This is a genomic window from Gordonia amicalis, from assembly GCF_022059885.1.
GTDB lineage: Bacteria > Actinomycetota > Actinomycetes > Mycobacteriales > Mycobacteriaceae > Gordonia > Gordonia amicalis.
This window is the reverse complement of record NZ_CP091855.1, coordinates 218,742-230,647: the sequence shown is the minus strand read 5'-3', so window position 1 is coordinate 230,647 and position 11,906 is coordinate 218,742. Positions and strand designations below refer to the sequence as shown.

At 67.9% G+C, this 11,906-nt stretch carries 7 protein-coding genes; 4 read left to right on the top strand and 3 right to left on the bottom strand.

The window, feature by feature from the left end:
- Window positions 1–56: 56 nt before the first annotated feature.
- A complete protein-coding gene (locus tag IHQ52_RS01080; RefSeq protein WP_096274731.1) occupies window positions 57–3,377 on the bottom strand; it encodes a (Fe-S)-binding protein in 3,321 nt (1,106 codons plus the stop codon).
- A 235-nt stretch (window positions 3,378–3,612) separates the two neighbouring features.
- On the bottom strand, window positions 3,613–4,986 hold the full coding sequence (locus IHQ52_RS01075; protein ID WP_096274730.1) for a WS/DGAT/MGAT family O-acyltransferase: 1,374 nt from the start codon (window positions 4,984–4,986) through the stop codon (window positions 3,613–3,615).
- Between the two features lie 161 nt (window positions 4,987–5,147).
- Between IHQ52_RS01075 and IHQ52_RS01070 the strand changes: the two genes are divergently transcribed.
- The 4 genes from IHQ52_RS01070 to IHQ52_RS01055 all read left to right on the top strand — a co-directional run bounded on the left by IHQ52_RS01070 (window position 5,148) and on the right by IHQ52_RS01055 (window position 9,525).
- Window positions 5,148–5,714: a SanA/YdcF family protein gene (locus IHQ52_RS01070; protein WP_096274729.1), complete on the top strand. Its 567-nt coding sequence runs from the start codon at window positions 5,148–5,150 to the stop codon at window positions 5,712–5,714.
- Between the two features lie 103 nt (window positions 5,715–5,817).
- Window positions 5,818–6,843 carry an extracellular solute-binding protein gene (locus IHQ52_RS01065; RefSeq protein WP_096275025.1) on the top strand — a complete coding sequence of 342 codons (1,026 nt, stop codon included), beginning with the start codon at window positions 5,818–5,820 and terminating at the stop codon, window positions 6,841–6,843.
- A gap of 58 nt (window positions 6,844–6,901) precedes the next feature.
- On the top strand, window positions 6,902–8,395 hold the full coding sequence (locus IHQ52_RS01060; protein ID WP_096274728.1) for an ABC transporter permease: 1,494 nt from the start codon (window positions 6,902–6,904) through the stop codon (window positions 8,393–8,395).
- Window positions 8,396–8,406: 11 nt separating this feature from the next.
- Window positions 8,407–9,525 (top strand): ABC transporter ATP-binding protein, encoded by a 1,119-nt coding sequence (locus tag IHQ52_RS01055; RefSeq protein ID WP_096274727.1) that lies wholly within the window; start codon window positions 8,407–8,409, stop codon window positions 9,523–9,525.
- Window positions 9,526–9,532: 7 nt separating this feature from the next.
- On the opposite strand, the gene IHQ52_RS01050 is transcribed toward IHQ52_RS01055, so the two are convergent.
- On the bottom strand, window positions 9,533–11,761 hold the full coding sequence (locus IHQ52_RS01050; RefSeq protein WP_096274726.1) for an acyltransferase family protein: 2,229 nt from the start codon (window positions 11,759–11,761) through the stop codon (window positions 9,533–9,535).
- Window positions 11,762–11,906: the final 145 nt, after the last annotated feature.

Sequence of the window (11,906 nt, the reverse complement as noted above, 5' to 3'; positions counted from 1 at the left end):
CGAAAAACGGGCTCCGACCGTGGTGGTCGGAGCCCGTTTCGCGGTACTGCTGGTGACTACTGGTGGCCGGGCCGCTTCTTGCCGGCGGCGATGCCGAAGCCCTTGGCCTTCGACGCCCCGGTCTCGGCGATGGTGCGGGCATCGCCCGAGCCGTTGCTCGACGGAGCCGGGACCTCGGCCCCGTTCGTCTCGGCCGGGGCTTCCGCTGCCGGTGCCTCGGCTGCCGGGGTTGCCTCGGTCTCCTCGGCAGGAGCCTCGGCTTCCGGAGCCGCCGGAGCCGGTGCCTCGGCTGCCGGTGCTTCCGCGGCCGGCTTGGGGGCGGCCTTGCCGATCCCGCCCGGGCGCTTCTTGCCCGCGGCCATACCGAAGCCCTTCGCCTTGGCCGGCTTCTCCTCGGTCGCGGCAGCGGTGCCCGTTGCCGCGGTTGCCGTGGCCGACTCGGTGTCGACGGTCGGAGCCGCATCGGGTGCCGACTCGGCCTCGGCGACCTTGCTCTCGGCAGGGGCGGTCACTCCGGCGTCGGCAGCTGCCGCGTTCGGGGTGGCCGTCTTCTGACCGGGACGCTTGCCGGCAGCCATACCGAAGCCCTTGGCCTTGGCCGGCTTCTCAGCCGCGGGTGCCTCGGCCTTGACGGCCTCCGACGACTCGGCCTCGGCGGGAGCAGGAGCGGCCGTTGCGGCAGGCTTGCTCGCCGCACCCGGACGCTTCGCGCCGCCCTTCATGCCGAAGCCCTTGGACGCGGGCTTCTTCTCGGCCGGTGCCTCGGCGGGAGCCTCTGCCGGTGCCGAAGCCGCAGCGGGCGCTGCAGCCGCCGCTCCCGGCTTCTTGCCGCCCTTCATGCCGAAGCCCTTGGACGCGGGCTTCTTCTCGGCCGGTGCCTCCGCGGGAGCCTCTGCCGGTGCTGCGGTCTTGGCTGCGGCGCCGGGCTTCTTGCCGCCCTTCATGCCCAGGCCGACCTTCGGCTTCGGAGCCGCCTCGGTGGTGGCCGTCGCAGCTGCGGCGGCGGCCGCAGGAACCTTCTCGGGCTCCGGTTCCGGCTCGGGCTCCGGAGCGCTCGGACGAGGTCCGAGGAAGCGGCCGCCGAGCTTGACCTCGGTCGAGCCGCGCTTGACCGAGTCGAGCAGCAGCTGCGCGACGTCGACGACCTCGACCTTGCCCTCGGACTCGGTGCCGCTGGTCCGTGCGGTCACACCGTCGGTCAGCATCACGCGACAGAACGGGCAACCGGTGGCAACCTTCTTGACCTGGTCACCCGTGGTGTCACCGAGGGTGTCCAGCGCCTCGTCGACCCGGTCGAGGTTGATGCGCTTGCCGATCTGCTCTTCCATCCACATGCGGGCACCACCGGCACCACAGCACATGGACCGTTCGCCGTGACGCGGCATCTCGGTGAGAGTCGATCCGGCGGCACCCATCAGCTCACGCGGGGCGTCGTAGACCTTGTTGTGGCGGCCGAGGTAGCAGGGGTCGTGGTAGGTGACGCCCTCGCCGAGCGGGGCGACCGGCACGAGCCGCTTCTCGCGGACCAGTCGGTTCAGCAGCTGCGTGTGGTGGACGACCTCGTACTTGGCGCCCAGCTGCGGGTACTCGTTGCCCAGCGCGTTGAAGCAGTGCGCACAGGTGACGACGACCTTCTTGCGCTGCTCGGGCGCCGTCGAGAAGACCTCGCCGAGCATCTCGATGTTCTGCTGCGCGAGCATCTGGAAGAGGAACTCGTTGCCGGCGCGTCGTGCGGAGTCACCGGTACAGGTCTCGCCCTCGCCGAGAACCATGAAGTTCACCGCGGCCATGTCGAGAAGCTCGGCGACGGCCTTGGTGGTCTTCTTCGCGCGGTCCTCGTAGGCGCCGGCGCAGCCGACCCAGAACAGGTATTCGAAGCCCTCGAACGACTCGACGTCCTTGCCGAAGACCGGGATCTCGATGTCCATCTCATCGATCCAGGCGGTACGCGCGGAGGCGTTCTGGCCCCACGGATTGCCCTTGTTCTCGAGGTTCTTGAACATGCCGGCCAGCTCGGTGGGGAAGTCCGACTCGATCAGGACCTGGTAGCGACGCATGTCGAGGATGTGGTCGACGTGCTCGATGTCGACCGGGCACTGCTCGACGCAGGCACCACAGGTGGTGCAGCTCCACAGGGTCTCGGTGTCGATGACCGCACCCAGCGCCTCGGGATCGAACTCGCCGTCCGCGGACTCGAGGCCCTCGCCGCCGCCGAGCCTGCCCTTGGACTCGCCGACGAGCTTGCGGGATGCCTCGGCACGAGCGGCCTCGGGGATCGCGTTGAGCTTGTCCTCGAGGACGTTGCCGTCGGCGTCGACCAGGCCGACCTCGTCCCCGCCCATGTCCTTGCGGCCACCGGCCATCAGGTACGGGGCCTTGGCGTTGCCGTGGTCGCGCAGCGACATGATGAGCAGCTTCGGGGACAGCGGCTTGCCGGTGTTCCAGGCCGGACACTGCGACTGGCAGCGGCCACATTCGGTACAGGTGGAGAAGTCGAGCCAGCCCTTCCAGGAGAAGTCCTCGATCTTGCCCGCACCGAAGGCGTCGACGTCGGGGTCGGCGGTCTCCATGTCGAGGACCTTGCCCTGGCTCATCATCGGCTTGGCGGCACCGAGGGCGACGCCGCCGTCGGCCTCACGCTTGAAGTAGATGTTGAAGAACGCCGAGAAGCGGTGCCAGGCGACGCCCCAGTCGGTGTTCAGACCGACGACGGCCAGCCACACCATGCCGCTCATCAGCTTGATGACCGCGAAGATCGACACCAGGGTCGGCGACTCGGGCAGGATCTTGGCGACCTGCATGGTGAAGAAATCGGAGTACGCGTTCGAGTGGTGGTACGTCGCGATCTTCGACGCCTTCACCAGGATCATGCCCAGACCCTCGAGCAGGACGACGGCCTCGACGAAGTAGGCCGCGCCGAAGCGGGAACCGGAGAATCGCGAGATGCGCTCGGGGACGCGCGGGTGGTTGAGCTGGCGGATGACGATCAGCACCATGATGCCGACGACCGTGCCGATGCCCAGCAGTTCGTCCCAGAGGTGCCACGCGAACGTGTCACCGAAGAGGGGCCAGTGGAACTCCGGGTTGATCGACTGGCCGTAGGCCTCGAACCACAGCAGGGCACCCCCCATGAAGCCGATCATCACCAGCCAGTGCGCCCAGCCCACCGTCCGGAACTTGACCATGCGGGTGTGGGCGATGAACTCCTTGATCATCGTTCCCAGACGCGGGAGTACCGGCCAGAATCGGGAACTGTCGACCTTCTGGCCGAGTTTGATGGTGCGGAACATCCGCACCACGCCGCCGAGGAACAAGTACCAACAGAAGAGGCTGATCACCGCTGCTGTGGTGCCGATGGCAATCGTCGTGGCTGTCACGGGCGCGTACCGGCCTTTCGTCTAGGTCGTCCGCCGCAGAGGAAGCGCACAGAGTGCGCAGGGCTCTCCCACAGGGCGGTGTACTACAGGTAACCGTAATTCGTCGCGCCGTCGGCGCGCTGCCAAGGTTGACCTAATTTTCGCTGGTCTATCTCACATCGAATGATACTCGCGAGTAACTTACTGTCGAGTCAGGGTGTCGAGGATCCCATTCGGCTCCCGCGGTCGGTCCGCGTCAGCGGACCCGGGCCACCTTCTCCAGCTCCTCGAGGGCTGTGTCGAGGTGGGTGAGCAGCCGCTGCAGGCTCGGGACCTGCGCACGAGCGCCTATCAGACCGAAGTTGACGTGATCGGCCGAACTGGTCACGGTGATGTTCAACGCCAGGCCCTCCATCGCGATCGAGACCGGGTAGACGCCGTCGAGTCGGGCGCCGTTCCAATAGAGCTGCTCCGACGGCCCGGGCACGTTGCTGATGATGATGTTGAACTGCGGCGGAACGTATTGGACGAAGCCGGGAACGGTCGCGAATGCGAGCGGCGCGAAATTGGCCGCGCCGAGAGCGAGCGCCTGCAGGGGCTTCAGGCCACGGACGACGTTCTTCGCCTGGCGAGCCGACGCGACGAGTGCATCGAGCCGGCGTTCGGGATCGGGTTGATCGGTGGCCAGGTCGACCATGATCGCGGTGACGGCGTTCCCGTCGCTGTCCCCGTCGGTGTGCATCGACACGGGCACGGCGGCGATCAGGGAGGAATCGGGCAGGGCATCCTGATCGATCAGGTACGAGCGCAGCGCACCCGAGCACATCGCGGCGATGACGTCGTTGAGCGTGATGTCCAGGACGTCGGCGACCGCCCGTAGGCGCTCCATCTCCCACTGCTGGGCGGCGAAGCGGCGGGCGCTGCCGATCGCCACGTCGAGGATGGTTCGCGGGGCGCGGGGCACCGGCGGCACGAAGTCCGGCTTGCGTACACCGGCGATGGCCACCTTCGCGGCCGCGGGTACGAGCCCGGCCACCTGCAGGCCGGCGTCGGCGATCCCGGAGATCCGCGACCTCAGCGTCGGCGCTGGTCGCGGACGCTTCTTCCCGGCGAGGGCCGGGTCCCAGGGTGCCGATCCGGATCGGTCATCGGGGTCCGGCGAGAGCATGCGCTGCAGCAGGCGAAGCGCTGACACCCCGTCGACGATGGAGTGGTGGATCTTGCTGTAGATCGCGATCCGGCCGTCCTCGAGGCCCTCGATGACGTGGATCTCCCACATCGGCCGGAACCGGTCGAGCAGGGTGCCGTGGTTCAGCGACACGTAGCGCAGCAGCTCGCGGACGCGGCCCGGGCGCGGCAGCACCGCACGGCGGACGTGGTAGTCGAAGTCGATCTCGTCGTCGTAGGTCCAGGCGAGGTTGCCGAGGATCGTGACCGGCGACGCCGGCCGCTTGCGGAACAGCGGATGGATCTCGCCACAGGAGGAGAAGGCCGCGATGACCTCCTCGGCGAGGTCGGCCGACGACTGACCCTCCCGCGGTACGAACAACTGCAACCCGCCCACGTGCATGGGCTGCTCGCGCGTCTCGGCCAGCAGGAATATCGACGAGGTCACCGGCATGTACTGCATTCACACTCTTTTCCACGGTTGTCGGTTTACGCATCGGGCTGAGCGCGGCAGATGAATCCAGTATCGGTCCGTCACCACCGGCGCGGCGTCGAATGGTCATCTTGGGTGAGATGTGTTCGTGCACCTAGGTTGTACGGGTGAGGTCAGCAGCTCGTCTCGTCATGCCGGTGTTGCTGGTGGTCGTCGAACTGTGGATCGCCGTCGCGGCGACGTGGATGTACGCCGTGTCTGCGGACCGGATTCTCGGCGCCGGTCAGGTGCCGTCCGGTTCCACGCTCCTGGTGCTCGGTTCCCTCGTCGAGGACGGTTCTCCCGGGGACTACGTGCGCGGCCGGCTGGACACGGCGTCGGAGCTGTATCGCGACGGCCGTGCCATACGAATCATCAATTCCGGCAATGGTTCTCCCGAGGCGGGTGATGAACCCGCGGTGATGCGGGACTACCTCGAAGCCGCGGGCGTACCGGCGCAGGTGATTCTCGACGACCCGTCGGGGTTCGACACCGCGGCGAGCTGCCGCCGCGCGCGGGAGGTGTTCGGTGTGCGGGCGCTGCTCATCGTCACCCAGGACTTCCACCTGAGGCGTGCCATCGCGCTGTGCCGCGGAGAAGGGGTGGACGCCAATGGTGTTGTCGCTGAATGTGATTGTCCGTCATGGACATTGGTGCGCAATCACATTCGCGAGACGGTGTTCGCGGGTCCGCGTGCGCTGCTGACGGCGATCGGCTGAGGTGAACCACCGCGGCTGGGGTCGACGACGCTTCATAGGTTAGGCTGCGCATGCTGGCGGGCGACAGAGTCGACCGCATGACCTCCACAGAAGGGTGGAACAGGTGGAAGCCAAGAGATGGGCCCGACGAGTGATCGCGATCGGCGCAGCGGCGATCGTTGCGGCCGGATTGCTCGCCGCCTGTGGAGGTGGCGACACATCGGGAGACGACGAGACCCTGGTCCTGTACTCGGGTCGTTCGGAGTCGCTGGTCGGTCCGCTCGTCGAGCGCATCGGGGGCACGATCCCGGTGACAGCCGGGTATGACAAGAAGGCCGCCCAGATTCTCGAGGAAGGCGACCGGTCGCCGGCCGACCTGTTCTTCGCGCAGGATGCCGGTGAGCTGGGTGCTCTTGCCGACGCCGGTCTGCTCGAGCCGCTGCCCGCCGACATCGCCGCGAACATCCCGGAGGCCTATCGGTCCGAGACGGGTACCTGGGTGTCCACCTCCGCACGTTCGCGTGTGCTGATCTACGACCCGCGCCAGCTGCCCGCAGCCCAGCTGCCTGCCGGCATCGACGGCCTGCTCGCACCGGAGATGCGCGGAAAGGTCGGCTATGCGCCGACCAATGCTTCCTTCAAGTCCTTCGTGACGGCTCTGCGACTGACCCGCGGTGACGCGGGTGCGCGGGACTGGCTCACCGCATTTCTGGCGAACGACCCCAAGTCCTTCGACGGCAACGGCCCGATCGTCGAGGCGGTGAACAGCGGTCAGCTCGCCGCGGGCCTCACCAATCACTACTACTGGGTTCAGGAAGTGCAGGAGAAGGGGATCGAGAACGTGCCCGGTCGACTCCACTTCTTCTCCGACGGCGACCCCGGCGCGCTGGTGAATGTCGCGGCGATCGGTGTGTTGAAGACGGCATCCGACAAGGAGCAGGCTTTCGAGTTCATCCGGCAGCTGCTGACGCCCGAAACCCAGACGTACTTCGCGCGTGAGGTCGGCGAGTATCCGGTCATCGGCAACGAGCCGCTTCCGGTCCCGGGGCTGCCGACCCTGGACCAGTTGTCGCCGCCGCAGATCACGCTCGACGAGCTCGCCGACGTCGCGGGGACCGACAAACTGCTGAACGAGGTCGGCGCTGTCTGATCTGTTGACCCGCATTCGAATTCGTCCCGGCCAGAGAACGCGGTCGGGACGAATTCTGTTGGGGTCGGTCAGTGTCGTGATCGCGTTGCTGCTGATCACCCCTGCGGTTTATCTCGTGATTCGGGTTGTGGGGATCGGCATCGATGAGGCGGTCGCGCTTCTGTTCCGGCCCCGCACGGGGCAACTGCTCTGGCGCACGGCGCAACTCGCGGTCATCGTGACGTGTGCGTCGATCGTGGTGGGTGTGGGGTTGGCGTGGTGCGTGGCCCACGGCGTCCGCCGCGGACGCGCGGTGGTCATCGCGCTGCTGGCTGCACCACTCGCGATCCCGTCCTACGTGTCGGGGTTCGTGTGGGTCCGACTGTTCCCCGGATTCGAAGGGTTGTGGGCCGCGGCGCTGGTGTTGACCCTGGCCTGCTATCCCCTCGTCATGCTGCCGGTCATGGCGGTGATCTCCGGGACCGGACGGGCGGACGAGGACGCCGCGCGCACCCTCGGGTGCGGACCGGTCGGAGCGTTCCTGCGTGTCACGCTCCCACGCATCCGTCCCGTCGTGATTGCCGGCGCGCTGCTGGTCGCGCTCTACGCGATCAGTGATTTCGGCGGTCCTGCCATCGTGCGCTTCGAGCCGTTCACGGTGGGGATCTACAACGCCTACAACGGAACCCTGGACCGATCGGTCGCCGCCTTGTACGGTCTCGTGCTCGCCCTGATCGCCGTGGTGCTCGCAGTGGCCGAACGCCGCATGCGCCGCGATGTCGACACCGGGTCCACGCCGCTGCGAGCGCGACAGGTCCAGGACCGACCGGTGGCCTGGGGTGTCGTCACGTCCGTCGTCATGGTGGGCGTCTGTGTGCCCGTTGTCGGGTTGTGCACGGAGATCAGCGAATCCCAGCGACTCGGCTTCGACGATCTCGGTGACCTGATCGCCTGGGTGGGGCCGTATGCGGGCACCACGATGGAGTTGTCGGTCCAGGCCGCGATGGTGATCGTGCTCCTGGCCCTGCCGTTGGCGTTCTTCGTATCCCGGCCGCGCACACGGACCGGTGACGCCGTCGAGGTGGTCTCTTACCTCGGATACACGCTGCCCGGCGTGACGGTCGCCCTGTCGATGGTGTTCCTGGGTACCCGGCTCCTGCCCGATTACTACCTGACCGCGGCGATGCTCATCGCGACCTACGCGGTCCTCTTCCTGCCTGTGTGCCTGGGGCCGGTCCGCTCCGGGGTCGATGCGATCCCGCCGCAGATGGCGGAGGTGTCGCGGACCCTCCGAGCGGGACCGGTGGCCACCGCAGTCCGCGTCCAGTTGCCACTGCTGGCGCCGGCCGTCTTGGCCGGCGCGGCGCTGGCATTCCTCTCGGTGGCCAAGGAACTACCCGCCACCTTGATGCTGGCGCCGATCGGCACCAGGACCCTCGCGACCGACATGTGGAGTCTCAACAACGACATGAACTACGGGCGTGCGGCAGTCCTGGGTCTGGTTCTCATCGTCGTCGCCTCGATACCCACCGCGGCACTGTCCGCGCTGTTCGGAAAGGCCGGTGGCCGGTGAGTGACACGTCAGTGAATGACGCAGTGCGAGTGGAGGACATCTCGGTCGTCTTCGGCGACACGACGGTCCTCGACGGGGTGTCGCTCGAGGTGCCGGCAGGTTCGATCACCGCGGTGATCGGGCCGTCGGGATGCGGCAAGACGACGTTGCTGCGGACGATCGCCGGTCTGGAGCCCATTCGATCGGGGCGCATCGAGATCGGCGGAACCGAGGTCGCCGCGGTCCGAACGGACGGGACACGTCGTGTCGATGTGCCCACGGAGAAGCGCAGCTTCGGCCTCGTGCCGCAGGAGGGTGCACTCTTCGGGAACCTGAGCGTGGCGGGGAACATCGGGTTCGGGCTGGGGCCGTGGTGGCGCCGGACCCCTGGCCGTGCAACGCGGATAACCGAATTGCTCGACGTCGTCGGGCTCAGCGAGTTGCGTGCGCGCCGTCCCAGCGAGCTCTCCGGCGGCCAGCGGCAGCGGGTGGCATTGGCACGGGCGCTCGCCCCCCGCCCGGCGGTTATCGGTCTCGACGAGCCGTTCTCCGCGCTCGATGCGCAGCTGCGTACGCGCCTGCGTCGTCATGTCCGCGACACCATTCTGGCCGACGGCACCAGTGGCCTCCTCGTCACACACGACCGTGAAGAGGCGATGTCGATGGCCGACCGCATCGTCGTGCTGATGGCCGGGCGGGTACGGCAGGTGGGGCCCCCGGAAGGGATCTATCTCGAACCGGTCGACATCGAGGTCGCGCGGATGTTCGGCGAGGTGTCGGAACTCCCCGGCGAGGCTCGCGGCGGCCGAGTGCAGTGTGGTGCCGGCGTGCTGCGGTTGCGCCAATCGGCGTGTGGGCCGGGCACGGTGCTACTGCGGCCGGGCGATCTGGAGATCGTGACCGGCACCGGCAGCGGAGACAGCACGGGAAGTCCCGACGGCGTCGACCGCGGTCACGGGAGAGTGCTCGCGGTCACGCCGTGCGGTGATCACATCGAGGTCGGGCTGTCGGTGTTGCCGGTTGCCGATGGTGATGAGCACGGCGCGGCGGCTGAGCTCACCGTCCGCGCCGAGCCGGAATGGGCAGGCGCTCCGGGAGATCGGGTCACCTACCGGCAGCGGCGTCCGGTGCATTTCCGTCCCAGCGCCTGAGGCCGCTTCACCACCAGCCGGTCGTCTTCTGCAGATCCGCTTCCATCGCCGGGATGAGGCTGCGCACGAAGGTCGCGGACAGATGGTGGAAGTCGTGCCACATCAAGATGTTCCCGACGACCGCCGGGCAGTAGGTGTCGTCGCACATCGCGTCGGTGTAGTCCAGGAACGTCATGTTCGGGAACTCGTCGGCCAGAGCGGCGGCCGGGTCGGTCGGTGCCATGGCCTGTGCGCGCGAGACGCCGCACACCTCGGGCTTGCGACCGCTGGCGAGGCACTCCGGCGGCTTGAGCTGGCCGGTCGACCACGGGTTGTCGCGGATGCCGATGACCTTCTGACCACGGTCGCGGAACTGGGCGAAGATCTCCTTGTAATCCTTGGGCACGCTGTCGCCCCTGGCGGATCCCTCGGGCGGACGAGTCGAGGTGGTGAACACGTAGTCCGGCTTGTCCACGGCGAGGCGGTCCATCACCCGTCGGGACCAGTCGTTGCACTGGTAGTACTTCTGGCCGAACCAGGTGAAGACGTGCTCGGTGGTGAGCGCACAGCCCACCTTGAGGTACGTCGTGACGCGGAAGTTGTGCCGTTTGCCGATCTCGTTGAGCGCGGTGATCCACTGCTCGGCGTGGGAACCGCCCACCAGGGCGATGGTGCGGGTGGCGGTCACGTCGCCGTAGTACCCGACCTTGATCGTCGGGTCCTTCCAACCGCTGATGATCGAGTCGTAGGAGGTGATCGGCCAGTCCATGTCGACCACGTCCGGACTCGGCTGGGCGGTCACCTTCGGGACCGGCGCACCGTCGAGGAAGGCGCGGCCGCCGGGGTAGAGGCGAGGGTCGAGGTTCTCGGTGTCGAGGGTCGCGTTCGCGGCGTCGCGCTGCCAGGTCACCGCGGCACTGCCGGCGGCAACGCTGATGATCAACAAAACCGCGAGGAGAGCTCCGCGGTAGCCGCGCGAGTTCTGGAATCCCGGCTTGGTCGTCTTTCCGGGCTTCGCCTTCTCGACGGTCGCCGCCTTGTCTACTGCCGATGACTCGTCGGACTTCGTGCGCCGGAACGACCCGGAACGCAGCGGTGCCTCGACGTACTTGGTGGTCAGCCAGGCGATCAGCACGGAGACGCCCAGGATTCCGGTGCCCTCGAGCCAGGACACCTCGTCCTGATAGCGCCACGCCATGTAGAAGATCAGCAGCGGCCAGTGCCACAGGTAGAGCGCATAGGCGATGGAACCGAGCCAGACCAGCTGCGGATGCGCGAGCCCGCGACTCACCGGGGCCTGCCCCGCGCCCGGGCGGGCGGCGGCCGGAGAGCCGGCCCAGATCAGGATGAGCGTCGCGCCCACGGGCACGAGCGCCCACGCCGCGGGGTACTCCTGGACTCCGGCGATCCACCAGCCGCAGGTGATGATCAGACCGAGAGCGATGATGCTCAGCAGGTTTCGCATCCGGGCGGACAGCGCCAGCTTCGGCATCCACACCGCGAGCAGACCGCCGGCGAGCGGCTCCCAGAGGCGGGCGACGGTGTCGTAGTAGGTGAACGGCTGGTTGATGCCGTGGCGGTAGTTGGCCCACGCGAAGGACACCAGCGCGACGCCCAGCAGCGCCGACCCGACGACGCCGCGCACGGCCTGAGGCCGGCGGAAGAAGGCGATCCGGCGGGACAGCGCGCGGAGCACACCACCGAGCGCGAGCGCGCACAGCAGCGTGAGCAGGAAGAACTGACCCTGCATCGACATCGACCAGAGGTGCTGCATCGGGCTGTTCGCGGAGTCGGCGGCCGCATAGTCCTGCGACTCGAAGGCGAGATGCCAGTTCTGGTAGTACAGGGCGCTGGCCTGCAGTTCGGCACCCAGCGGCCCCCACCGCGTGGTCGGCATGACCAGCGCGATCATCGCCGTGACGAATGCCAGGACCAGGAGTAGCGCGGGCAGCAACCGGCGGACGAGGCGCCAGAAGCGCGGCCACGGGTTGATCGCGGCGCCCCAGGACGCCGAGACCGTCTGAGTCGCGAGGACGTGCTTGAGCAGCGACGCGACGAAGAAATAGCCGGACAGCGTCAGGAAGACGTCGACGCCGCCGGAGACCCGGCCGAACCAGACGTGGAAGACCGCGACCAGCGCGATCGCGATGCCGCGCAGGCCGTCGAGGTCGAGGCGATAGCCCGAGGTGTTACCGGTCGCGGCGTCCTCGCTGGGCGTCGCGACGACCGGGGTCACTTCGGGAACGGGCGTGCGCACAGAGGGCGATGGTACTTGCCGGCGGCCCGGCCACGCCGCCCATGCGGCGGGTGTCGGCGGACGCACAGGTGGTTCGCAGGTTCGCGATATGCCGCTACGACCTCGGAATACGGCCGTACGCTCGGAGGATTCCCCGCAAACCACG

Coding starts and splice junctions, on each gene's coding strand:
- IHQ52_RS01075 (WP_096274730.1), bottom strand. CDS start 4,986: ATGCAGTACATGCCGGTGACCTCGTCGATATTCCTGCTGGCCGAGACG.
- IHQ52_RS01070 (WP_096274729.1), top strand. CDS start 5,148: ATGCCGGTGTTGCTGGTGGTCGTCGAACTGTGGATCGCCGTCGCGGCG.